Raw genomic sequence first — 22,332 nt, 5'->3', positions numbered from 1 at the left:
CTCAATGCCCGGGTCTGCGCTCACCGGGCAGCGACCGCCGCGGCGAGGCCCAGTTCGCGCTCGCCGAGCGGCGCGAAGCAGGTCTCGACCTGCTCGCGCGTCACGCCGGCGAGCGTGGCCGGCTCCCAGCGCGGGTTCCGGTCCTTGTCGATGACCTGGGCGCGGATGCCCTCGCGGAAGTCGTGCCCGGCGAGGAGGCGCAGCCCTATCCGGTACTCCTCGTCGAGGGCCTCCTCGAGGGCCAGGGCGATCGGGCCGCGGGCCCGTGCGCGCCGCAGCGCCTCGAGCGTCACCTTGACCGAGGTGGGTGACTTGGACTCGATTGTGTCGGCGGCCTCGCGGGCCACGGAGAGCTCCGAGGCCCGCAGGCGGCGCACGATCTCCTCGGCGTCGTCTGACGCGTAGGCCTCATCGACCCACCCGCGCTGTGCCGCGAGCGCGGAAAGGGGTGCCTGCCGCGCGAGCCGGGCAACGGCGTCGTCCGCCCGCTCCGTCTCGAGCGCCGTGGCGAGTTCGTCCAGCCGGTCGCTCGGGACGAAGAAGTCCGCGAGGCCGAGGTGCAGCGCGTCCGCGCCATCGAGGTGTGCGCCCGTGAGCGCGGCATGGGTGCCCGCCTCGCCCGGCGCGTACGCGAGCAGGAGCGTGCCGCCGACGTCTGGCACGAACCCGATCGTGGTCTCCGGCATACCAGTGCGGGTGCGCTCGGTGACCACCCGGTGCGAACCGTGGGCCGAGACCCCCACGCCGCCGCCGAGCACGAGGCCGTCCATGAACGCGACGTAGGGCTTCGGGTAGCGGCTGATGAGCGAGTTGAGCCGGTACTCGGTGGCCCAGAAGCGCGCGCTCGCGTCGCCGCCGTCGACCATGTCCCGGTAGATCGCCACGATGTCCCCGCCGGCGCACAGCCCGCGCTCGCCGGCGCCGCGCACGAGGACCGTCTGCACGGCGTCGTCCTCGGCCCATTCCGTGAGCTGCGCGAGCATCGCCGTGACCATGCCGTGGGTGAGCGCGTTGACGGCGCGCGGGCGGTTGAGCACGACGACGCCGAGCCGGCCGCGCCGCTCGAAGAGGACTTCCGCGGTGGCCTGGACGGTCGCGGACGCGTCGGCTTCAGCCGCCATTCAGCTGCCCGCCGGCATGACGAAGCTCGCGCCCTGGCGGACGCCGGACGGCCAGCGGGACGTGACCGTCTTGGTCTTCGTGAAGAACCGGAACGCATCGGGGCCGTGCTGGTTGAGGTCGCCGAATCCGGAGGCCTTCCAGCCGCCGAACGTGTAGTAGGCGATCGGCACCGGGATCGGCACGTTGACCCCGACCATGCCGACCTCGACGCGGCTCGCGAAGTCGCGGGCGGCGTCTCCGTCACGCGTGAAGATCGCGACGCCGTTGCCGAACTCGTGCTCGCTGCACAGTCGCAGGGCCTCGTCGTAGTCCGTGGCGCGCACGACGCTCAGGACCGGGCCGAAGATCTCGTGCTGGTAGATCGTCATGTCCTTCGTGACGCGGTCGAAGAGCGTGGGGCCCACCCAGAAGCCGCCCTCGTAGCCCTCGACCGTGTGGCCGCGACCGTCCACGAGCAGGTCCGCGCCCTCCTCGACGCCCTGGGCGATGTAGCCTTCGATCCGCTCCTTGGCCGACGCGGCGACGACCGGCCCGAAGTCCGCGTCCTTGTCCATGCTCGCGCCGACCCGCAGGTCCTTGATGCGCTCCTGGAGCTTGCCGACGAGGGCGTCCGCCGTTTCCTCGCCAACCGGGACGGCTACCGAGATGGCCATGCAGCGCTCGCCGGCGGAGCCGAAGCCCGCGCCGATGAGCGCATCCGCGGCCATGTCCAGGTCTGCGTCCGGGAGGATCACCATGTGGTTCTTCGCGCCGCCGAAGCACTGCGCGCGCTTGCCGTGCGCCGCGGCGGTCGAGTAGATGTACTGGGCGATCGGGGTGGATCCGACGAAGCCGATGGCCTGGACGCGGGGGTGCGTCAGGAGCGCATCCACGGCCTCCTTGTCGCCGTTGACCACGTTGAAGACGCCGTCGGGGAGACCGGCCTCGGTGAGCAGCTCGGCGAGGCGGAGGGGGACCGAGGGGTCCCGTTCGCTCGGCTTGCAGATGAACGCATTGCCGGCCGCGAGCGCGGGGCCCGCCTGCCACAGCGGAATCATCGCGGGGAAGTTGAAGGGGCTGATGCCGGCGACGACGCCGAGCGGCTTGCGCAGCGAGTGCACGTCGATGCCCGTACCGACGCTGTCGGAGAACTCGCCCTTGAGCAGGTGCGGGGCGGCGCCGGCCGAGAACTCGACAACCTCGAGGCCGCGCTGGACATCGCCCTTGGCGTCCGCGAACGTCTTGCCGTGCTCGGAGGAGAGGAGCTCAGCGAGCTCATCCATGTGCTCGTTGGCGAGGTCCACGAACTTCAGGAGGATCCGGCCGCGGCGCTGCGGGTTCATGGCGCCCCACTCGGCCTGACCCTTCTCGGCGTTGGCGACGGCCTCGCTGACCTCATCCGTGCTCGCGAGCGGGACGCGGGCCTGGACCTCGCCCGTGCAGGGGTTGTAGACGTCGCTGTAACGCCCGGATGTGCCGTCGACGCGTGCGCCGCCGATGTAGTGCGAGAGGTCGCGGACCATGGCAAGCTCCTTTGCTTGGGGTGGAATGTGATGCCGGTCATCTGAGATCGAAGATACTCGGACTTCCAACTAATTTCCAGAGCTGGCGCGCCGAGGTCACCCCGTGTGGGCGCGAGGTCACCCCGTGTGGGCGCGAGGTCACCCCGTGTGAGCACGAGGTCACCCCGTGTGGGCGCGAGGTTGGGTAATGACGGGCAACTGCGGGGCCGGCGCCGGTGGAAAATGAACTTCTCGACTCCGCAGTTCCTATTTCGCTCCGAAGCGCGCTCCCGGCGAACTGCTCCGCGAGACAGGAACTTCCGGTCGAGGGGGTCGAGCGAAAGCGGCACCTGGGGGCAACAAAGGAACTTCGGGCGGAGCCGGTCGCCGAAAAGGTGCGCGCTCGATGGTAGATATGCGCCTATGGCCCGACGTCGCGCTCACACGGGGTGACCTCGCGTCCACACGGGGTGATCTCACGCTCACACGGGGTGATCTCACGCTCACACGGGGTGACCTCGCGCTCACACGGGGTGATCTCACGCCCACACGGGGTGACTTCGGCGTCAGGGGGCCCTACGTCGCGCCCACACGGGGTGATCTCGCGCCCACATGGGGTGACTTCGGCGTTACGGGACCCGATCTCGCGTCAATGGATCGCGTCGAACAGGGCCGCGAGCTCCTCGGTCAGGGCCTTGGAGAGGTCCGGGTCGGAGCCGATGGGCTTGCCGTCGAGGTGGTTCACGGGGGTGAGCAGCCGCACGGAGGAGATGAGCCACACGGCGTCGGCGTCGAACAGGTCCTCCGGAACGAGCGGCCCATACCCGAGCTCCCATCCGGCGTCCTTCGCCGCCGCGAACAGCGCACCCTGGGAGGTGCCCGGGAGGATCCCCGAGTCCAGGCGCGGGGTGACAAGCCTCTTGAGGGTGACCCGGCCGGCGTCGTCCTTCTCAGCGTGGGCGAGCAGCACGGTCGAGGTGGGCCCCTCGAGGACTTGCCCATCGGTGGACGTGAAGATGATGTCGTCGGCGCCGTGTGCATGCGCGTAACGCAGCGCGGCCATGTTCACGGCGTAGGAGAGGGTCTTGGCGCCCAGGAGCAGCCACGGGGCGCGCTCCGCGACGTCGGAGTCGTAGCCCCGATCCAGGAGGAGCACATCGATGCCTTCCTCGCGCTGGCGCTTCGCCGCCGGCGCTGGCGCGGACGCGGCGACCCAGCACGTCGGCTCGTGCGCTCCCTCGACGCCGCGCGTCACCACGAGCTTCACGACCACCTCGGTGAGGGGCCCCACCACGCGCTGGTATTCGTCGAGCGCGGTGACGATGGCCCGTTCCCAGACCGTGTGGTCCGGGATGTCCAGATCGAGCAGCGCGGCGCTGTGGGTCATGCGGTGCAGGTGTGCGGGCAGCTTGCGGACGTGGCCGTCCAGCACGAGTGCCGTCTCGAACACCCCGTCGCCGCGCGTCGCACCGAGATCGGTGGCGAACAGCTGTGGCTTGGTGGCGTCCTCGATGCGTCCGTCGGGCAACGCGCGGTCGAGGAACACGAGAACGGTCTGAGTCATGGGGACAGCTTAGGCTGTGCCTATGGTGTTCCAGTTCCCCCTCGTGGGGTTCCTGCCGGACTGGGTCACGCTGCTGCTGGCGGCGGTCGATCTCGTGATCCGCGTGGCGGTGCTGGGCATCATCCCCGGCAACCGGCGGCCCACGACGGCGATGGCGTGGCTCCTTGCGATCTTCTTCGTGCCCACCATCGGGCTGCTGCTGTTCCTCATGTTCGGCAACTTCCGGGTCTCCGGCAAGCGCCGCGAGCAGCAGCAGCAGGTCAACGCGCGCGTCCGTGCGGCGCTCGCCGACTCGCATGACGTCGACACGGCCTTCGAGGGTCCCGACTGGCTCCAGTCCGCCGCGGAGCTCAACCGCGGCCTCGGGTCCCTGCCGATGGTCAACGGCAACACGGTGCGCCTCATCCCGGGCTACGAGGACTCGATCGCAGAGATGACCGAGGCGGTGCGCGGCGCCAAGCGGTTCGTCAACGCCGAGTTCTACATCGTCGGCTGGGATGAGGTCACCGACGAGCTGTTCAGGGCCCTCGCCGACGCCGCGGACCGCGGCGTCGAGGTCCGGTTCCTGTACGACCACATCGGGTCGCTGCGGGTCAAGGGCTACCGGGGCTTCGTGAGGCGGCTCAAGGAGACCCGTATCCAGTGGCACCGCATGCTCCCGCTCCTGCCGGTGCGCGGCCAGTGGCGGCGGGTGGACCTGCGCAACCACCGGAAGATCATGGTGGTCGACGGCGAGATCGCCTTCACGGGCTCGCTGAACCTCATCGAGCGGACCTACCACCGCAAGGGCAACCGGAAATGGGTTGAGCTCATGGCCCGGATCGACGGTCCGGCCGTCACGACGCTCAACATCGTCTTCGCCACTGACTGGCTCTCGGAGACGGACGAGATCCTCGAGGACCAGCTCGAGGCCGCCGATCAGGCTGGCGACGAGCCCGCGCAGGTAGTGCCGAGCGGCCCGGCCTTCGCGAACGAGAACAACCTCCGGCTCTTCAATACCCTCATCTATTCGGCGCAGCACCGGCTCTCGATCTGCAGCCCGTACTTCGTCCCCGACGACTCGCTCCTCTACGCGGTCACGACGGCGGCGCAGCGCGGTGTCGACGTCGAGCTGTTCGTTTCGGAGCAGGGGGATCAGTTCCTTGTGCACCACGCCCAGCAGTCGTACTACGAGCAACTCCTCGTCGCTGGGGTCAAGATCTACCGCTACCCGAAACCGTTCGTGCTGCACGCGAAGCACTTCACGGTCGACGACGACGTCGCCGTCCTCGGTTCCTCCAACATGGACATGCGCTCGTTCTCGCTCAATATGGAGGTCTCGCTCATGCTGCCGGGCTCGGTCATCGTCGGGCAGATGCGCAAGGTCGAGGACATGTACCGGGACGTGAGCAAACGCCTCGACCTGCACGAGTGGCGCAACCGGCCGATGCTGACCCGGTATGTGGACAACGTCGCCCGGCTGACGGCGACGCTTCAGTAGCGCTCGCGGCCGTCCGCGCAGGCGCGGGCTGGGGCGGTCTGGTGCGGTCTCGGGCGGTGCGCGGCTGTCTGGCGACGCCGCCGGTCAGCCCGGGAACTCCGAACCCAGCGCGCCGAGGACCGCGAAGGCCTTGGTCCGGATCTCCTCGTACTCGTCCGAGGGGTCCGAGTCGGCCACGACGGCGCCGCCCACTCCGAGCGTGAGGCGCGCGGCGCCGTCGTGCTCCTGAATAACCAGGGTGCGGATCACCACCGAGAGGTCCGCCGCGCCCGTGCGCGAGAAGTAGCCGATCGCGCCCGAGTAGACCCCGCGCGGGCCGGCCTCGAGGCGGTCGAGGATGGCCATCGTGCTGATCTTCGGGGCGCCCGTCATGGAACCGGGCGGGAAGGCGGCGGCGATCGCCTCGGCGCGCGAGGCGCCGGGGCGGAGACGCGCGTCGATGGTGCTCACGAGTTGGTGCACTGTCGCGTACGTCTCGACCGCGAACAGCCGTGACACCGCAACCGAGCCGGGCACCGCGTGGTGACTGAGGTCGTTGCGCAGCAGGTCTACGATCATGAGGTTCTCGGCGCGGTCCTTGGGGTTCGCCGCGAGCTCGGCGCGCACGCGCGCATCGGCCAGGGCATCCTCGGCGGCCGTTCCGCCCGGGGTGCGGCGGCGGGTGCCCTTGATCGGCTCGGCGCGGAGATCGCCGTCGGCGGTCACGGCGAGGAAGCGCTCCGGCGACGTGCTCGCGATCGCGAGCCCCCCGAACCGCGCGAAGGCTGCGAAGGGCGCCGGGCTGCGGCGCCGCAGGGCACCGTAGACGTCGAGGGGCACGACGGCGGGGCGGTCGCCGCTGGGACGGGCGAGGTCGCGACTCTCGACGTCCTGACTCTGGCCGCTGTGATGGCCGCCCGCGTGAGTGTCGGCTCCAAGGCTGTCGCCTGCAGGTTTGTCGCCTGCGGCGACTGTCGCCTCGAGTGTCGTGGTGAGGCAGACCTCGTAGGTGTTGCCGTCGGCGATCTCGGCGAGGGCCGCGCGGACCTTGTCCATGTAGGACGACGCCGAGTCCCGTCCCGAGAACACCGGCCCCAGATGCGCCGAGGTCACCCCGTGTGGGCCCGAGGTCACCCCGTGCGCGCCTGAGGTCACCCCGTGTGGACCCGAGGTCACCCCGTGCGCGCCTGAGGTCACCCCGTGTGGACCCGAGGTCACCCCATGCACGCCCGAGGTCACCGCGTGTGCGCCCGAGGTCACCCCGTGTGCGTGCCGGACGGCCGCGGCCGCGACGTCGAGCCAGGCTTCGGCGTCGGGCGCATCGAGGGCGAGGAGCCATGCCTCGCCTCGCGCGTGGTCGAGCACCACGGCCCGCGCGGCGAAGATCAGCTGGGCGTCCGCGAGGCCTGGGTCCACATCGGAGCCCCCGCATTCGCGCTTGAGCTCGTAGCCGAGGTACCCGAGCCAGCCGAGGGCGAAGCCGCACTCGAGGCCAGGCACTCCGCTCCCGCCGTGTCCCCACTCGGCGTCGAGCCAGCGGAAGAAGGGCGTGTCGAACCGGGCGGAGACCGGCGTCGCCGATCCGGGACCGTGCACCACCTCGGTCAGTCCGCGGCGGTGGGCCATGTGCCGTCCGAGGAGGCCGGCGTCGTCGGCCATGATGCTGAACCTGCTGCGGGACCCGACTCCGGCCCCTGACGACCCGACTTCGGCATCAGAGGAGTCGAGCCAGACGGCACGTTCCGAGGCGCCGAACAGCTCGGCGAAGAGCGCCTGCGGGTCCGGCACGGCGGGCATCCGACGCACGACGACGCCCCCGGACTCCCGCGCGGACCGCTCGGGGGCGAGGAGGTCGCGGAGGGACGGCAGGTCCGCGAGCGCATTGATGACCAGGGCGGCGGTGAGCTCGGCCCCGGCGTCGCCCGGGCGGGAGCCATCCAAGGTGACGGTGACTGCGGCGGCCGAGGATGCGGCGTCGTGCGCGAGCCATGCCTCCTCCTGCGCGGCCCAGCGGTCCCAGTGCGGCGCGTAGGTCTCGCCGTCGCGCGCGAGGGCGCGGCGCTTGCGCTCGTCGTCTGCCGCTTCCACCCAGACCACCGCGTCGATCAGCGCACGCAGGGGGGCGGCGCTCGCGCCCACGCCCTCGAGGAGCACGACGTCGGCGGGCTGGGTCACGCGTTCGGCACCCTCGGCGTCCGCGGCCCAGTCCCACGGGCGCCAGCGGGCCGGCTCGCCGCGCCGGAGGCACTCGAGGACCTGCAGGCCGCGGCGGATCCCCTCGTCGAGCCCGTCCCACCCCGGGTACAGGTCCTCGAGGTGCAGGAGCGCGACACTACGGTGCTCGCGCAACGCCGCCGCGACCTCGACGGCGAGCGATGTCTTGCCCGCCCCGGAGCGACCGTCGACCGCGATGATGGCGGGGCGGCGCGGCGTGGGTGCCGGTGCCACCGGCGTCACGCGTCGGCGGGCAGGCCGTACGCGGCGATCTCGCGCCGCACGTGGGCGACGATCCCCGGAACGGCCGCCGTGATGAGCTTCCATGTCGTCTCAAAGTCACTCTGGTCGCCGAACCACGGGTCCTCGATGCCCTGGTCGAGGTGGTCGAGTTCCGCGACGGCGGGGTCGAACTCCCGCAGCATGCGGACCTTCTCCTCGGTGCCCGAGGGGGCGTGCTCGCGCAGATGGCCGTAGTGGTCCACATCGAGGGCGAGGATGAGCTCCCGCTCGAAGTACCACGCGGGCTCGAACTGCCGCGCGATGTGCTGGTGGCTGCGCAGTCCATGGCCGTCGAGGACGCGCGCGGCGCGCGGGTCGATCGGCCGACCGACCTCCCACGCGGTGGTGCCGGCGGAATCGACCACGGCGCTCTCGCTGAGGCCTGCGATCCGCAGCGCGGCTCCGAGCATGAACTCGGCCATCGGCGAGCGGCAGATATTCCCCGTGCAGACCGTGATGATGCGGTAGGGGCTCGCCGGCGAGTTCATGCGACTAAGCATAGGGTCAGGGGACCCCGCGGCCCGCATCGTCTCACACGACGGCGAGCAGCACGCCGACGCCCACGAACAGCACCCCGAAGACCCGGCCGAGCACGCGCTGCCCGGATTCGCTCGTCGTGAACCGCTTGAAGCTCTTCGCGGCGAGCGCGAAGAAGAACCACATGACCACGACGTCCACGCAGACAATGGTCGCGCCGATGACGAGGTACTGACTCCACAGCGGCAGGTCGGGCCGCACGAACCCCGGGATGAACGCGAGGAAGAAGACGATGGCCTTGGGGTTGAGGAGATTGACCCACAGGCCGCGACGGAACATCGACCACGCGGGCTCCCTCGCCAGAGAGGTGACGGCGTCCGGCGAGGTGTCCGGCTTGCTGACGAACTGCCGGACCCCGAGGTACATGAGGTACGCGGCGCCGAGGTATCGGATCACGTTGAACGCCGTGGGGGAGCTGGCCACGAGCACCCCCAGACCGGCCGCCACGATAGCGAGGTGCACCACGAGCGCCGCCTGCTGCCCGAGCACGCCCCAGATGGCCCGGCGGAACCCCGAGGTGAGCGAGTTGCTCATCGTGTTGATGGCGCCCGCGCCGGGGGTGAAGCTGATGAGCAGGCAGGCGCCCACCAGGGCGCCCCAGATGGAAAGTGGCACTGGACAAGCCTAGAAGACGCAGGAGACGGCCGCTCACCACAGGACATCGAGGCCTTCGACGTCCCTGAACGGGGGGTCCGCCGTGATCAAACCGAAGCCCTCAACGAGCGCTTGCACGGCGATGAGCCGATCGAAGGGATCGCGGTGCCCCCAGTCGAGCTGCCCAGCCTCGAGTGCGTGGACCCCGGAGATGCCGATTTCCTCCGAGACCAGCTCGAGCACATGCCGGCGATACCCCACGAAGAGTCCATCGAGTCCTGGAAGCCTGCCCATGCGCCGCTTGTAGGAGAGCTCGTACGCCGAGGCGGCTGAAGCGAGCAATACGGAGTCCCACGACTCGAGGGCGTTCTTCGCCTTGCGCGAGAGCCTGCGGGGTTCTGTCAGTGCCCAGACGAGGGCGTGGGTGTCGAGGAGGTAAGGGGGCTTTCCCATGCGGCCAGATCCTCCTCACCCATCGGTTCGAGGAAGTCGTCGGGCAGATGGCCCTTCACGAAGCCGAGCCGGCGTCTATGCGGGCGGTCGATCTTCACGAGCCGCGCCACGGGCCGCCCGGCCTTGGCAATGACCACGTCCTCACCGGCCTCGACGAGGTTCAGCAGCTCGGAGAGGCGTGTCTTGGCGTCCTGCACGTTGTACTGGCCCACATTGACCAAGTCTACTTGGTCAATGTCCGCGACGTATGGCTGCGGCTCCCAGTATCGTCTTTCCGGGAACGGCGTCTCGGGCCGAGGGTCCTCAGGTGGACGGTGCGGCGGGTACTCGAGGAATGAGCTCATGCCATGACGCTACGGTCGCGCGTCCAGCGGGAGCGAGGGGTCGCCGTCGTGTATGTGGACGACGCGCCGTGACGCGCACCTGTGGACGAGCAACGGGCCCAAGTCCAGGCCCGCGCCCGGCGTCTCCTACGCCCGGGCGATGACCTCGCCGTTGGGGATGAGGAACCAGCCGTCCGACGACGCGCCCCACCGGTGCCACCCCGCCGCGATCCGCTCGAGGTCGGCGCGCTCGGCGAAGCCGTACTCGAGGGCCTGGTCCGCGAACGCCGAGTGCAGCACCCGCTCGCTCCACACGCGTGCCTGCCATGCGCGCTGCTGGGGGGTCGCGTACAGCCAGTTGCTGCTCGTGGGTGCCACGTCGCTGAAGCCCGCCTCCTGCATCCAGCCCACGAGCCGCCGGCCGGCGTCGGGCTCGGCGCCGTTGTGCCGGGCGATGCGCTGGTAGACGTCCATCCACTCGTCGAGCTCGGGGATCTCGGGGTACCAGCTCATGCCGTGGAAGTCGGCGTCCCGGACCGCCACGATGGCCCCCGGCCGCGCCACGCGCCGCATCTCCCGCAGGGCTGCGACGGGGTCGGTGAGGTGCTGGAGGACCTGGTGGGCGTGCACGACATCGAACGATTCGTCGTCGATCTCGAGGTCGTAGACATTGCCGACGGCGAAGCTTGCGTTCTCCACGCCGCGCTCCTCGGCGAGGGCACGGGCCTGCGCCACGATGTCCTCGGACCGGTCGAGCCCGAGCACGGTCCCGGGGGAGACCATCCGCGCGAAGTCGCACGTGATGCTCCCGGGCCCGCACCCGACGTCGAGCACCGAGAGCCCGGGTGTCAGATAGGGGATGAGGAATGCCGCCGAGTTCTGCGCGGTCCGGGCCGCGTGCGCCTGCACGACGCTCTCGTGGTGGCCGTGCGTGTAGACATCGTCCGGGGTCTGCGGGGTGCTGTCCGAGGCATCCATGGCACCACGTTACCGAAGGGATCACACACCCCTGTGAAGTTGGCAACTAAAGCCCGGAATGCGTCGTGGCTGCCGCCCCTCGGTCCGTAGACTTGAAGGCGAATCATATACGAACTGGCGGGCGATGGTGCCCCTCATCGGGAGGAGCACACATGTCACTGATCCAGAACCAGCAGCACACGCGCAGGATCCGCCGCGGCCGCATGCGCCTCGGCGAGGACATCCTCCTCGCTCGCCACGGCGACAACATCGAGAGCCTGCGCCTCGACCGCCGGGCCGACCGCATGGTGGCCACCCTGCGCGACGGCAGCACCGACTGCGCTTCCAACGCCATCCTCGCCTCCGCCCCGTCGCCCGTTGCACGCCTCGGCGCTCAGCTGCAGGCAGTCCGCGAGGACACCGCCTCCGTGAGCCGCGCAGAGATCCGCACGCTCGTCAAGTTCAGTGCCGTGTGGCTCGTCATCAGCCTCGTGCTGACCGTCGGCATGGTCTGGGCCGCCGCGGCCTCAGGCAGCCCCGCGCTGCTCACCCAGTCGGTGGGGTACCCCGCGTTCTGATCTCCCGCCGGCCGCGCTGACCTCCCGCCGGCGGCGCGGCTAGGCTGGGCCGGTGACTTCCGCCGCTCCGACCTCCTGGAACCCGCGCTTGGCGCTTCTCGTCGCCGCGACGTTCTTCATGGAGTTCCTCGACGGCACGGCCCTCGCCACGGCACTGCCCGCGATTGGCCGCGACTTCGGCGTCGCTCCCGCTGACGTCAACGTGGCCATGACCGCCTACCTGCTCACCGTCGCCATGGGGATCCCCTTCAGCTCGTGGCTCGCCGAGCGCTTCGGGCCCCGTCGCGTGTTCGTCTCCGCGATCGCGCTGTTCACCCTCGCCTCCCTCGCGTGCGCCCTGAGCCCCGGACTCGCGGCGCTGACGGCGTTCCGCGCCGTGCAGGGCTTCGGCGGCGCGATGATGGTGCCGGTCGGCTCGCTCGTGGTGCTGCGCGGGACGCCCAAGGACGAACTCCTCAAGGCCACCGCCTTCCTTGTCTGGCCGGGGCTCCTCGCGCCGGTGCTCGCCCCGCTCGTGGGCGGCGCGCTCACCCAGTACCTCTCATGGCACTGGATCTTCCTGATCAACCTCCCGCTCGGTGCGGCAGCCCTCGTCGCTGCGCTGCGCCTGGTGCCCTCCGGCGGCGCCGATCCCGGGAGACGGCTCGACTGGCCCGGTCTCGGGCTCACGACACTCGGCGTCGCGGCCGTCGTCGTCGGCCTCGAACTGCTGGGCCACAGCGCCGGCGGCTCCGCGGCGGGCGTGGGTTCCCTCGCGGTCGGCGTGGGCGCGCTTGCCGGGGCGGTGGCGTGGATGCGCCGGGCCGAGGCACCGCTGTTCGACTTCCGCGTGCTGCGCGTGCGCACGTTCCGGGCCACCCAGACGGGCGGATTCGTCTACCGGCTCACCATCTCCGCTGTGCCGTTCATGCTTCCGCTCATGCTCCAGGACGGCTTCGGCTGGGACCCCGTCCGCGCGGGCCTCATGGTCGCGGCGGTGTTCGTCGGGAACATCGGCATCAAACCAGCCACGACCCCGCTCATCCGGCGGCTCGGGTTCAAGCCCGTCCTGATCGGGGCCGCCGCGGCGTCCGCCGTCACGTTCGCCCTGTGCGCCCTCGCGACCCCGATCTGGCCGGATCCGGTGCTCTTCGGCGTCCTCCTGTTCTCGGGGATGTTCCGATCGATCGGATTCTCCGCATACATGACGGTCCAGTACGCGGACGTGACGGCCACGCAGCTTCCGAGTGCCAACGCGATCGCGAACACGCTGGTCCAGCTCGCGCACGCCCTCGGCATCGCGATCGGCGCGCTCCTGATCCGCCTCTCGGCCTCCCTCATGCACGACGCCGGCCTGGCCGCCTCCGCGGACCCCGCGGCGGGGTACCGGGTCGCCTTCGCTGCGCTCGCGGTTCTCATGCTCGTCTCGGTCGCGGACAGCGCGCTGCTGCCGCGGCACGCAGGGACCGAGGTCAGCGGCCGCCGGTGAGGCCGGATTCCTCCGGCAGCTGAAACTTGAGTCGATGCCACTCAAGTCCATTTGACACCGCGATGCCGATGCGTAGACTTGAGTGCAGACCGCTCAACTTGGCGGCCCGTCAGGGCGCTGGGTCCGGGCGACTCCCGCCAGACCAGCAACTATCAGGAGGAACCTATGTCCCGTGCAGTCGGCATCGACCTGGGCACCACCAACTCCGTCGTCTCCGTCCTTGAGGGCGGCGAGCCGACCGTGATCGCGAACGCCGAGGGCGGACGCACCACGCCATCGGTTGTCGCATTCTCCAAGACCGGCGAGGTGCTGGTCGGCGAGATCGCCAAGCGCCAGGCCGTCAACAACATCGATCGCACCATCGCCTCGGTCAAGCGCCACATGGGCACCGACTGGTCGATCCAGATCGATGACAAGAAGTACACGCCGCAGGAGATCTCAGCGCGCATCCTCATGAAGCTCAAGAACGACGCCGAGTCGTACCTGGGCGAGAAGGTCACCGACGCCGTCATCACCGTCCCGGCCTACTTCAACGACGCCGAGCGCCAGGCCACCAAGGAGGCAGGCGAGATCGCGGGCCTCAACGTCCTGCGCATCATCAACGAGCCCACCGCGGCGGCCCTCGCGTACGGCCTCGACAAGGGCAAGGAAGACGAGCTCATCCTCGTCTTCGACCTCGGCGGCGGCACGTTCGACGTCTCGCTCCTCGAGGTCGGCAAGGACGACGATGGCTTCTCGACCATCCAGGTCCGCGCGACCGCCGGCGACAACCGGCTCGGCGGCGACGACTGGGACCAGCGCGTCGTCGAGCACCTGCTGAGCCAGCTCAAGGTCAAGGGCATCGATCTCTCCAAGGACAAGATCGCCCTCCAGCGCCTCCGCGAGGCGGCCGAGCAGGCCAAGAAGGAGCTCTCGTCCTCGACGAGCACCAACATCTCCCTCCAGTACCTCTCCGTCACCCCCGACGGCCCGGTCCATCTCGATGAAGCGCTCTCACGCGCCAAGTTCCAGGACCTCACGAAGGACCTGCTCGAGCGCACGAAGAAGCCGTTCCACGACGTGATCGCCGAGGCCGGCATCAAGGTGGCAGACATCGACCACGTGGTGCTCGTGGGCGGCTCGACCCGCATGCCTGCCGTCTCCGAGCTCGTCAAGGAGCTCACGGGCGGCAAGGAGCCGAACAAGGGCGTGAACCCGGACGAGGTCGTCGCCGTCGGCGCCGCGCTCCAGGCCGGCGTCCTCAAGGGCGAGCGCAAGGACGTCCTCCTCATCGACGTCACCCCGCTCTCGCTCGGCATCGAGACCAAGGGCGGCGTGATGACCAAGCTCATCGAGCGCAACACGGCCATCCCGACCAAGCGCTCCGAGACGTTCACCACCGCTGACGACAACCAGCCGTCCGTCTCGATCCAGGTGTTCCAGGGCGAGCGCGAGTTCACGCGCGACAACAAGCCGCTGGGGACGTTCGAGCTCACCGGCATCGCTCCGGCCCCGCGCGGCATCCCGCAGATCGAGGTCACATTCGACCTCGACGCGAACGGCATCGTGCACGTGTCCGCCAAGGACAAGGGCACGGGCAAGGAGCAGTCGATGACGATCACCGGCGGCACCGCGCTGTCCAAGGACGACATCGAGCGCATGGTCGCCGACGCCGAGCAGCACGCCGCCGAGGACAAGCAGCGCCGCGAGGCCGCCGACACGCGCAACGCCGCGGAGCAGCTCGCCTACTCCGTGGACAAGCTCATCGCGGACAACAAGGACAAGCTGCCGGAGGACGTCAAGGCCGAGGTCCAGACCGACGTCGACGCGCTCAAGAAGGCCCTTGAGGGCACGGACAACGCGGACGAGGTGAAGGCCGCGTTCGAGAAGCTCCAGCACTCCCAGACCAAGCTCGGCGAGGCCATCTACTCGCAGGCCCAGGCCCCGACCGACGGCGCCAAGGCCGGCACGGCCGACGCCGGCGCCCACACGAGCGGCTCGGCCCACGCCGACGAGGACATCGTCGACGCCGAGATCGTTGACGAGGATGAGAAGAAGAAGTAGCCATGGCTCCTCACGGAAACCAGAACGAGAATGAGCACGAGGGCGAGCGCGCCGAGCCCGTGATCCGGGACAACCGCAAGGTTGACCCGGTCACGGGTCAGGCCCGGCACCCTGAGCAGGCCGAGCAGGCCGAGCCAGCACAGGGCGGGCACGAGGACATGCGGCCCGTCGACGAGGCGCACGACGCCGATGATCCCCTCGCCCAGGCCGAGCGGATCCTGCGCGAGGCCGCGGGTGAGGAAGAGGGCGCCGGTCTGGCCGTCGTCGTCAAGGAGCTCCGGGACGACCTCCAGAGGCTCCAGGCCGAGTACGTGAACTACCGCCGGCGGGTTGACCGCGATCGCGCGGTGGCGGGCGAGGTTGCCGTGTTCGGTGTCCTCAGCTCGCTCCTGCCGGTTGTCGACGACCTCGAAGCGGCCCGAGCCCACGGCGACCTCACAGACGGCCCGTTCGCGGCGATCGCAGCGAAGCTCGAGTCGGTTCTCTCGAGCCAGGGGCTCGAGCGGATCGACGCGACCGGCGTCGAGTTCGACCCGAACGTCCACGAGGCGCTCATCCAGCAGCCAGGCGAGGACATCGAGGTGGACACCGTCCAGCAGGTGCTCCGCGTGGGCTACAAGACCGAGTCGCGCCTCCTGCGCCCGGCCCAGGTCATCGTGGCGACGCCGCAGGGCTGACCCGCCCGTCGGTTCGGGTACGCGGGCCTGCGCGCCCGCGTACCCGAACCGTAGGACACTGAAGCAAGACGACCAGCAGAAGGAGCGTTCGTGGCAAGTCAGGACTGGGTGGAAAAGGACTTCTACGCCATTCTCGGCGTGTCCAAGGACGCCTCCGAGGCCGATATCAAGAAGGCCTACCGCAAGCTTGCCCGGAAGTACCACCCCGACACCAATGCCGGGGATCCCGAGGCGGAGAAGAAGTTCAAGGACATCACCGAGGCGAATTCCGTCCTGTCCGACGCCGACGAGCGCCAGCAGTATGACGCCATCCGCGCCATGGGCGGCGCCCGCTTCGCTCCTGGTGGTGCCGGTCCCGGCGCGGGCGCAGGCGCCGCAGGATTCGAGGACCTCTTCGGGGGCCTGTTCGGCGCGCCGGCCGGCCGCCACTCGCGCGGCTTCTCCACCGGCAACCTCCCACCCGAGTTCGCCGACCTCTTCGGCGGCGGGGGCGGGTTCACCGGGGGCTTCCAGGCCCCGCCCCAGAAGGGCGCGGACCGGCAGGCAACCACCACCATCTCCTTCGCCGGCTCGATGCGCGGCACCACTGTCGGCCTGCGCGAGCAGAGCGGCGACGTCATCGAGGTCCGTATCCCCGCAGGCATCCGCGATGGGCAGAAGGTCCGTGTGCGCGGCAAGGGCGGCCCCGGGTCGGCGGGCCCCGGTGACCTCATGGTCACGGTCAACGTCAAGCCCCACGACTTCTTCACCCGCGACGGCGACAACCTCCGCATCCATGTCCCCGTGACGTTCGACGAGGCGGCCCTCGGCGCCCAGATCGAGGTCCCGACGGTAGACGGCACGAGCGTGAAGATGAAGATCCCTGCCGGCACGAACTCCGGGCGCACGCTCCGCCTCAAGGGCCGCGGCGTCACGACCTCCAAGGGCGCCGGGGACCTGCTGGTGACGGTCGACGTTGTCGTGCCCCAGAACCTCTCGAAGGAGGCCGAGGACGCCGTACGGGCGTTCGCCGAGGCGACGTCGAAGAACGGCCAGTCGGATCCGCGCGCGACCCTCGCGGAGAAAGCGAGGCTCTAGGCCATGGCCATCGATCCGTACGCGCCGATCTTCGTGATCTCCGTCGCGGCGGAGCTGGCCGAGATGCACCCCCAGACGCTGCGCCAGTACGACCGCCTGGGGATCGTCTCGCCCTCCCGCCAGGGCGGGCGCCAGCGCCGCTACTCGCAGCGCGACGTCGAAACGCTGCGCGAGGTTCAGCGCCTTTCGAAGGACGGCGTGTCCCTCGAGGGCATCAAGCGCATCCTCGAGCTCGAGAACCAGGTGACTGCCCTGCGTGCCCGCGTCACGGAACTGCAGGCCGAGCTCGCCAATACACGGCGCGTCCCCGATCCCCGCCGCATCTTCGCCGCCGGGATCGCCGGCGACGTCGTGAGCCTCGCGAGGGGACAGCGGCCCGAGCCGCGCCCGGGTGCCCTCGTGCTGTGGAGCCCGCAGCGCTAGGTGCTCGCCCAAGGTTTGCCCAACGTTCACCCTTCGCTGGCGCTTCGGCATGGCCTTCGCACCCCGCGCCGTCGTACGTTCGAAGCGTGAGTGACCGCACGAGCGAGGAGCCCCTCATGAGCACCAGCCAGCACCCCGTCGTCCTTCCGGCCGAAGCCCTCAAGGGCGGCGACGAGGCCGTGGTGGACGCCAACGTCGACGTTGTCAACGCCATGTACGAGGAACTCCTCGACGAGCGCGAGATCGCGCAGAACGCGCTGCGCGGCTACTACGTCGACTTCTACCTGACGCAGATGCTCGACGGCGGATTCGCCCAGTACGTCTTCACGTCCGGGGAGCGCGAGGGTATCGACGGTCTTGTCCGCGACGGCCTGCGCGAGATGGGCGCGACCGAACACGCAACCCTCTTCGACGAGCTCGCCTCCGCCTTCAAGGGGCTCTCCGAGGAGGATGCCGAGGCGTACCTCGACGGTGACGACGACGCCTCCCCGGCCGTGGCCAGGCTCGAGGAGCTCGATGAGCGGTTCGAGGCGCTACAGGACGAGCAGGACATCGTGGCCCTCAACGCCGCGTGGCTTCGGGGCCAGGAAGGCCTCCTCGCCCTCGACGAGGACGGCATCGAGGACGAGATCGCCCGCCGGGTCGGGCTCATCGGAAACCTCGAGGAGCGGCGCGCCGCGGCCGAGGAACAGGACCTCGCCGACATGCCCGACTTCGAGCTCGTGATCCGCGAGCTGTGCGACGTGGCAGGGCACGATCTGACCGCCATCACGATGGGCGATCCGAACTACCTCCATCACGGCGTCAAGACCCTCGCATGGCGCTTCACGACCGATCAGGGCGAGTACCTCATGGTCGAGGAGGACGACGAGGCCTACATGATCGATCCCGAGGACGGGAAGATCCTCGCCGCCGTCGAGTTCGAGGAGATCGACGAGGACGAGGATGGCTGGGACCTCGAGGATGAGTCGGTCGACGCCGAGGACGAGACCCGCCCGGCCGATCCGCAGAACGGCCACGAGGTCCAGACCGCCCACTGACGCGTGCGCCTCGCGCCAGGGGCACACGCGCAATGTCGTACCCCTGTGGTTCGTTTGGTCCAGCCAGCGATCAGCGGCCAGAGGGGGGCATGGACAGGTTCAGGACTGCGGACGACGGCGCGTGGCTGCCCGAGGCGTCCACTCGCCGTCGTGTCTGCATCACACGAGTGTCTCGAGGGTCGCGACAGGCGCATCGGAGGTGCGCCCCCATTCGGCCCATGAGCCGTCGTAGACGCGCACGTGGTCGCGTCCGAGAAGCTGCGTGAGCGCGAACCAGGCGGCCGTGGCGCGGCCGCCCACTGTGCAGTAGGTGATGAGCTCGGTCGGACCGTCGAGGTCGATGCCGGCGAACACATGCCGGAGGTCGTCCTCCGGGAGGAACCGGCCGTCCTGGTCGAGAAGCTCCGCCATCGGCTGGTGGACGGCCGAGGGCACATGGCCCGCCCGGCCGTTCGGGTCCATTCCCCCCGAGGGCCAGAACCGCTCGCCGTCGTATTCGGCGCGTGTGCGCACGTCGAGGAGCGTGGTGGACGGGACGCCGATGGCCTCGCGCACCTGTGCGCGCGTGGCACCGAGGCGCGGGTCCGGCGCCGCGAGCCGGTAGCTGCTGCGGACCGGCTGGCTGGGCGTGCTCGTCACCGGATACCCGTGGCCCTGCCATGCCGCCCGCGAACAGTCCAGGATCTGCGTCCGGGCATGTCCGTGGGCCTTGAGCAGCCAGTACCCGAACGCCGGCGCATACCCATAGAACACGACGCGCGACTCCGGCTCGATGCCCGAGCGGCGCAGCAGCTCCTCGACCGCTGCGTCGTCCACCGGGCGGTACTCGGCGTCCTTGAGGTGGGCGTAGATGTTCCAGAGGACGGCGCCGTGGATGTGCCACTCGTTGTGGGCGGCGGGGCTGACGTCGACTTCGACGACGCGCAGCCCCGGGTCCGAGAGCTGGGCTGCCAACGTCTCAGCCGAAATGAGGGCTCCTGTGGTTGTCATGGTCGCATCCCTTCAGGTTCGAAAGATGCTTCCACGCTAGGTCGGGGGCCTTGCTGCCCGGCTGGCGAATCGTTGCCGCGAGGTTGGCGACTCCTTGGCACCGCCGACGGACTCGCAGGCAGCCCCTACTCGACCTGGATCCACCCGAGGAGGTCGTCCGCGCTCACCGCGTCGAACAGCGCCGGATGATCCGAGGCCAGATGGGCGCGGATCGCGGCTACCACCTCGTCGTCGCTATCGCTGCGGGCGATGAAGCCGCACTCGCATCGGATCAGCTTGGTCACCGGACCTCCCAGGCCGTCGCCACCACATCCAGCATAGGGGTCCAAGATGGTGTTATGGCGTTGGCGCCGGTACCGCTGCGGATCCAGCTGTGCGGCCCGCTCGCGATCGTGCGCGACGGGCAGCGCGTGGAGTCCGCCCTGCCCGGCCGGCAGGGCCGCCTGCTGTTCACCTACCTCGCCGTCAACCGCTACCGCGACCTCTCCCGCGATGAGGTGGCCGAGGCTCTCTGGCGCGAGCCCGACCCCGCTGCTGTGGAGGCGCGGCTGAACCCGCTGGTCTCCAAGCTGCGCCGGGTCCTCGGCGCTGACGCCATCGAAGGCCGCTCAACCCTGCGGCTGCGCCTCACGGGCGCCTGGATCGATCTCGAAGCAGCTGTCGAGGCGATCCACCGGGCCGAGTCCGCCGTCGCCCAGCGCCAGTGGACCCGGGCATGGGGGCCCGTCCTCACTGCCCTGTTCGTCTCCGAACGAGGCTTCCTCCCCGGCGAGGACGCTCCATGGATCGCGGCGATCCGCGACCAGCTCGCCCTCCTGCGCCTCCGAGCACTGGAGGCCTATGCTGTCACCGACCTCGGCATGGCCGGAACCGAATTGGCCGGGGCGGTCCGTGCCGGCCGGCAGCTCATCCAGCTCGCGCCGCTGCGCGAGAGCGGCTACCGCCACCTCATGAATGCCCTCGCAGCGCAGGGCAACCTCGCCGAGGCCTTTGACGTGTACGCCCAGCTCTGCCACACGCTCCGCGAGCAGCTCGGCGTCTCCCCGAGCCCCGACACACGCGACCTCTACGAACACCTCCTCGCCGAGACCTGACGCGTTGCTTGCTGGGCCCGCAGGCTCTAGCTCGACAGCGCTGCAAGAGGATCCTCACCGGACGCGAGGATTCATCCGGAGTGCCGGCGAGCTCTTGTTGATCAGCATTCCCTTTCTTCTCCTGCACTCCCCGTCAGCCGAAGCGTTGCTAGGGTGGCGGGGTGCCCACTCGCGTCGAGCGGTTCCTCTCTCACCTCGACCGCCTCAGCGGCGGGATCGAGCCGCGTTTCTTCCCGGTCGAATCGACTCATCCCGGACTGCCCGGCGTGACTGCAATCGTCTACGACGACGTTCCCGAATCCGGGATGCTCACCGGCATCACCTATGGAATCAGCCTGGCCGACCACCCCGTGTGGCGCGTCGGCAAGCCCGAGCTGTGCATCAGCGTGAAGTCCGACGACCTCCGCTGGCCCCTTGCCCTCGGGCATATCGGCGAGGTCCAAGGCGGAGACAACCCGTTCTGCTATGGGGATACGATCAACTTCGGCGAGAGGATTGCTCCCGACTCCGATATGACTGGCTTCGTCCTCTTCGCCCCCGCCGTTCTGGACAGGGCGGACTACGCCGGGATCGATGTCGGCGAGACGCTGCCGGTCAACATCTGCGGGCTCTACCGATCCACGATGCCGAGCGCCGCTACATCCACGACCACGGGCTCGAGGCCTTCTGGAAGCTCGACTGGGACCCCTACGACGTCGTGCGGCCGTCCGCCGTCTGACGCAGCGTGGCCGAACGGCCATGTCCGCCTTGTGCGCCCTCTGGTCAATCGGACCTCGTGCGGTAAACGCCCCGATCCCGAACTGAGGTTTGTGCGCACGGCTTCGACTTCGAAAACTGACACAGGCATCCTCTGAGGAACGCTCATGAGGTCGGCGGCTGAGAAGCCGCAAAGGCGGCTCTGTGACAGCATCGAGCCATGACTTCTCCCAGATCCGAGGATGAACTCGCCGGCGTTGACGATCCCGCGTGGCCTGACATCGCGAGAATGGCATCGGAGGCGCCCCTGGTCGTCGAGATCTTGCCGGTGCGCGGTTCTGAGGGCAGGAGAACGCTGTACCGGCTCCAAGTCACCGCCCGTTCGACCCTCGGCGCCATCGCGCTCAACTGCGGAGGACTCATCATCGACCGTGGGTGGCTGCGGATCCTCGGGGCAGGTGCACCAGGCCTGGACGACCTCGCGACAGCAAACAACCTGGGAGACCCGGTGGAAGTCTCACCAGCGCCCGGGCAGCTCGTGATCGCCTACGACATCCTTGGCGGCGTCTTCGCCATAAATCATCACGACAGCGCAGCCCCGGCCGGCGAGGTCTGTTACTGGGGCCCCGACACTCTGGCCTGGTCCCCTTTGGGGGTCGGGCACAGTGCGTTCATCCGATGGGCCCTCGGCGGGGGCCTATCCGATTTCTACAGGGACTTCCGCTGGCCCGGATGGGAAACCCAGGTCGCGGCGATGCCTATCGAAGATGGGATCAGCGTCTACCCCTTCCTGTGGACGGAGCAGGGAAGGAACATCGACTCGTCTTCGAGACGGGCAGTGCCGTTCACCGAGATCCTCGAGCTCAACCAGAAGTTCGCGCGCGAGGTCGCTGCCGGCCCGAAATGATTCGGACGGGATCACAGAATGCGGCCTCACACGGGTTGTCCACTGGCTGCATGCACCGGATGGTTTCGCGCCGTCCAAGCTGTCCAGGCGGCCGGGGCAGAGGCTTGAATGCTCCCACCCGCACAAGCCGAGTAGAGCCCCGGTCTTCCCGTGAAGGATCCCCCGCATGGCCTATGCGACCCTGTTCTTCGACATCATCCACGGCCCCGATTTCGGAGCCTTGGGCGCGAGCCCCGCCGAACCGGCGACCGAGCCGAGCGCCGCCGTAGTCGCCTTCCTCCTGGCCCGCGGCCTGCCCCGGACGCCTAACCCCGGACCCGCAGGAGCCCGGAAACCGTTGTTTCTTGACATGG

At 69.4% G+C, this 22,332-nt stretch carries 22 protein-coding genes; 11 read left to right on the top strand and 11 right to left on the bottom strand.

Going from position 1 to position 22,332, the window contains the following annotated elements; all coding sequences use genetic code 11:
• Nucleotides 1-20: 20 nt before the first annotated feature.
• The 3 genes from AB5L97_RS16060 to AB5L97_RS16050 all read right to left on the bottom strand — a co-directional run bounded on the left by AB5L97_RS16060 (nt 21) and on the right by AB5L97_RS16050 (nt 4,167).
• Nucleotides 21-1,121, bottom strand: a complete 1,101-nt coding sequence (locus AB5L97_RS16060) for an enoyl-CoA hydratase/isomerase family protein (RefSeq protein ID WP_369045400.1) — start codon at nt 1,119-1,121, stop codon at nt 21-23.
• A complete protein-coding gene (locus AB5L97_RS16055; protein WP_369045399.1) occupies nt 1,122-2,624 on the bottom strand; it encodes a CoA-acylating methylmalonate-semialdehyde dehydrogenase in 1,503 nt (500 codons plus the stop codon). It lies immediately after the preceding gene.
• A gap of 628 nt (nt 2,625-3,252) precedes the next feature.
• On the bottom strand, nt 3,253-4,167 hold the full coding sequence (locus AB5L97_RS16050; protein ID WP_307955864.1) for an aminodeoxychorismate lyase: 915 nt from the start codon (nt 4,165-4,167) through the stop codon (nt 3,253-3,255).
• Between the two features lie 22 nt (nt 4,168-4,189).
• Here AB5L97_RS16050 and cls point away from each other — a divergent pair, with 22 nt between their 5' ends.
• A complete protein-coding gene (gene cls, locus AB5L97_RS16045; protein WP_369045398.1) occupies nt 4,190-5,647 on the top strand; it encodes a cardiolipin synthase in 1,458 nt (485 codons plus the stop codon).
• An 84-nt stretch (nt 5,648-5,731) separates the two neighbouring features.
• Here cls and AB5L97_RS16040 read toward each other — a convergent pair whose 3' ends face one another.
• From AB5L97_RS16040 to AB5L97_RS16015, 6 genes are all read right to left on the bottom strand, one after another.
• Nucleotides 5,732-8,074, bottom strand: coding sequence for a chorismate-binding protein (locus AB5L97_RS16040; RefSeq protein WP_369045397.1), 2,343 nt, complete (start codon nt 8,072-8,074; stop codon nt 5,732-5,734).
• Between the two features lie 5 nt (nt 8,075-8,079).
• On the bottom strand, nt 8,080-8,610 hold the full coding sequence (locus AB5L97_RS16035) for a low molecular weight protein-tyrosine-phosphatase (RefSeq protein WP_369045396.1): 531 nt from the start codon (nt 8,608-8,610) through the stop codon (nt 8,080-8,082).
• 43 nt (nt 8,611-8,653) lie between these two features.
• A complete protein-coding gene (locus tag AB5L97_RS16030; RefSeq protein ID WP_369045395.1) occupies nt 8,654-9,274 on the bottom strand; it encodes a LysE family translocator in 621 nt (206 codons plus the stop codon).
• A 33-nt stretch (nt 9,275-9,307) separates the two neighbouring features.
• On the bottom strand, nt 9,308-9,706 hold the full coding sequence (locus AB5L97_RS16025; protein WP_369045394.1) for a type II toxin-antitoxin system VapC family toxin: 399 nt from the start codon (nt 9,704-9,706) through the stop codon (nt 9,308-9,310).
• On the bottom strand, nt 9,655-9,918 hold the full coding sequence (locus AB5L97_RS16020) for a type II toxin-antitoxin system Phd/YefM family antitoxin (protein ID WP_369045393.1): 264 nt from the start codon (nt 9,916-9,918) through the stop codon (nt 9,655-9,657). Before AB5L97_RS16020 ends, AB5L97_RS16025 begins: the two co-directional genes overlap by 52 nt.
• Before the next feature lie 258 nt (nt 9,919-10,176).
• On the bottom strand, nt 10,177-11,007 hold the full coding sequence (locus AB5L97_RS16015; protein ID WP_307955857.1) for a methyltransferase domain-containing protein: 831 nt from the start codon (nt 11,005-11,007) through the stop codon (nt 10,177-10,179).
• A gap of 152 nt (nt 11,008-11,159) precedes the next feature.
• On the opposite strand from AB5L97_RS16015, the gene AB5L97_RS16010 reads away from it, so the two are divergent.
• From AB5L97_RS16010 to AB5L97_RS15980, 7 genes are all read left to right on the top strand, one after another.
• Nucleotides 11,160-11,564, top strand: coding sequence for a hypothetical protein (locus AB5L97_RS16010; protein ID WP_307955856.1), 405 nt, complete (start codon nt 11,160-11,162; stop codon nt 11,562-11,564).
• Nucleotides 11,565-11,616: 52 nt separating this feature from the next.
• Nucleotides 11,617-13,032, top strand: a complete 1,416-nt coding sequence (locus AB5L97_RS16005) for an MFS transporter (RefSeq protein WP_369045392.1) — start codon at nt 11,617-11,619, stop codon at nt 13,030-13,032.
• Between the two features lie 165 nt (nt 13,033-13,197).
• A complete protein-coding gene (gene dnaK / locus AB5L97_RS16000; protein ID WP_369045391.1) occupies nt 13,198-15,075 on the top strand; it encodes a molecular chaperone DnaK in 1,878 nt (625 codons plus the stop codon).
• A gap of 2 nt (nt 15,076-15,077) precedes the next feature.
• Nucleotides 15,078-15,752, top strand: coding sequence for a nucleotide exchange factor GrpE (locus AB5L97_RS15995; protein WP_369045390.1), 675 nt, complete (start codon nt 15,078-15,080; stop codon nt 15,750-15,752).
• 90 nt (nt 15,753-15,842) lie between these two features.
• Nucleotides 15,843-16,829, top strand: a complete 987-nt coding sequence (locus AB5L97_RS15990; protein ID WP_307955852.1) for a DnaJ C-terminal domain-containing protein — start codon at nt 15,843-15,845, stop codon at nt 16,827-16,829.
• A gap of 3 nt (nt 16,830-16,832) precedes the next feature.
• Complete coding sequence (locus AB5L97_RS15985; RefSeq protein ID WP_307955851.1) at nt 16,833-17,252, top strand: heat shock protein transcriptional repressor HspR; 420 nt, start codon at nt 16,833-16,835, stop codon at nt 17,250-17,252.
• Nucleotides 17,253-17,368: 116 nt separating this feature from the next.
• Nucleotides 17,369-18,292: a DMP19 family protein gene (locus tag AB5L97_RS15980; protein ID WP_307955850.1), complete on the top strand. Its 924-nt coding sequence runs from the start codon at nt 17,369-17,371 to the stop codon at nt 18,290-18,292.
• Between the two features lie 159 nt (nt 18,293-18,451).
• On the opposite strand, the gene AB5L97_RS15975 is transcribed toward AB5L97_RS15980, so the two are convergent.
• Nucleotides 18,452-19,282 (bottom strand): sulfurtransferase, encoded by an 831-nt coding sequence (locus AB5L97_RS15975; protein ID WP_369045389.1) that lies wholly within the window; start codon nt 19,280-19,282, stop codon nt 18,452-18,454.
• Nucleotides 19,283-19,407: 125 nt separating this feature from the next.
• Complete coding sequence (locus AB5L97_RS15970; protein WP_307955848.1) at nt 19,408-19,566, bottom strand: DUF1059 domain-containing protein; 159 nt, start codon at nt 19,564-19,566, stop codon at nt 19,408-19,410.
• 54 nt (nt 19,567-19,620) lie between these two features.
• Between AB5L97_RS15970 and AB5L97_RS15965 the strand changes: the two genes are divergently transcribed.
• The 3 genes from AB5L97_RS15965 (at nt 19,621) to AB5L97_RS15955 (ending at nt 21,979) form a co-directional block, all read left to right on the top strand.
• The gene (locus AB5L97_RS15965) at nt 19,621-20,376 is read left to right on the top strand and encodes an AfsR/SARP family transcriptional regulator (RefSeq protein ID WP_307955847.1); all 756 of its coding nucleotides are present in this window, start codon (nt 19,621-19,623) and stop codon (nt 20,374-20,376) included.
• Nucleotides 20,377-20,537: 161 nt separating this feature from the next.
• A complete protein-coding gene (locus AB5L97_RS15960; RefSeq protein WP_307955846.1) occupies nt 20,538-21,230 on the top strand; it encodes a hypothetical protein in 693 nt (230 codons plus the stop codon).
• Between the two features lie 62 nt (nt 21,231-21,292).
• The gene (locus AB5L97_RS15955; RefSeq protein ID WP_369045388.1) at nt 21,293-21,979 is read left to right on the top strand and encodes a DUF2625 family protein; all 687 of its coding nucleotides are present in this window, start codon (nt 21,293-21,295) and stop codon (nt 21,977-21,979) included.
• Nucleotides 21,980-22,332: the final 353 nt, after the last annotated feature.

The organism is Sinomonas sp. P10A9 (assembly GCF_041022165.1).
GTDB classification, from domain to species: domain Bacteria; phylum Actinomycetota; class Actinomycetes; order Actinomycetales; family Micrococcaceae; genus Sinomonas; species Sinomonas puerhi.
Note: the sequence above shows the minus strand (reverse complement) of the source record. Positions and strands in the feature narration are given on the sequence as shown.

Excerpts from the sequence above, each read along its gene's own strand:
- AB5L97_RS16060 (WP_369045400.1), bottom strand. The coding sequence starts at position 1,121 with ATGGCGGCTGAAGCCGACGCGTCCGCGACCGTCCAGGCCACCGCGGAA.
- AB5L97_RS16055 (WP_369045399.1), bottom strand. The coding sequence starts at position 2,624 with ATGGTCCGCGACCTCTCGCACTACATCGGCGGCGCACGCGTCGACGGC.
- AB5L97_RS16050 (WP_307955864.1), bottom strand. The coding sequence starts at position 4,167 with ATGACTCAGACCGTTCTCGTGTTCCTCGACCGCGCGTTGCCCGACGGA.
- cls (WP_369045398.1), top strand. The coding sequence starts at position 4,190 with ATGGTGTTCCAGTTCCCCCTCGTGGGGTTCCTGCCGGACTGGGTCACG.
- AB5L97_RS16035 (WP_369045396.1), bottom strand. The coding sequence starts at position 8,610 with ATGAACTCGCCGGCGAGCCCCTACCGCATCATCACGGTCTGCACGGGG.
- AB5L97_RS16025 (WP_369045394.1), bottom strand. The coding sequence starts at position 9,706 with ATGGGAAAGCCCCCTTACCTCCTCGACACCCACGCCCTCGTCTGGGCA.
- AB5L97_RS16015 (WP_307955857.1), bottom strand. The coding sequence starts at position 11,007 with ATGGATGCCTCGGACAGCACCCCGCAGACCCCGGACGATGTCTACACG.
- AB5L97_RS16010 (WP_307955856.1), top strand. The coding sequence starts at position 11,160 with ATGTCACTGATCCAGAACCAGCAGCACACGCGCAGGATCCGCCGCGGC.
- dnaK (WP_369045391.1), top strand. The coding sequence starts at position 13,198 with ATGTCCCGTGCAGTCGGCATCGACCTGGGCACCACCAACTCCGTCGTC.
- AB5L97_RS15995 (WP_369045390.1), top strand. The coding sequence starts at position 15,078 with ATGGCTCCTCACGGAAACCAGAACGAGAATGAGCACGAGGGCGAGCGC.
- AB5L97_RS15985 (WP_307955851.1), top strand. The coding sequence starts at position 16,833 with ATGGCCATCGATCCGTACGCGCCGATCTTCGTGATCTCCGTCGCGGCG.
- AB5L97_RS15980 (WP_307955850.1), top strand. The coding sequence starts at position 17,369 with ATGAGCACCAGCCAGCACCCCGTCGTCCTTCCGGCCGAAGCCCTCAAG.
- AB5L97_RS15975 (WP_369045389.1), bottom strand. The coding sequence starts at position 19,282 with ATGACAACCACAGGAGCCCTCATTTCGGCTGAGACGTTGGCAGCCCAG.
- AB5L97_RS15965 (WP_307955847.1), top strand. The coding sequence starts at position 19,621 with ATGGCGTTGGCGCCGGTACCGCTGCGGATCCAGCTGTGCGGCCCGCTC.
- AB5L97_RS15955 (WP_369045388.1), top strand. The coding sequence starts at position 21,293 with ATGACTTCTCCCAGATCCGAGGATGAACTCGCCGGCGTTGACGATCCC.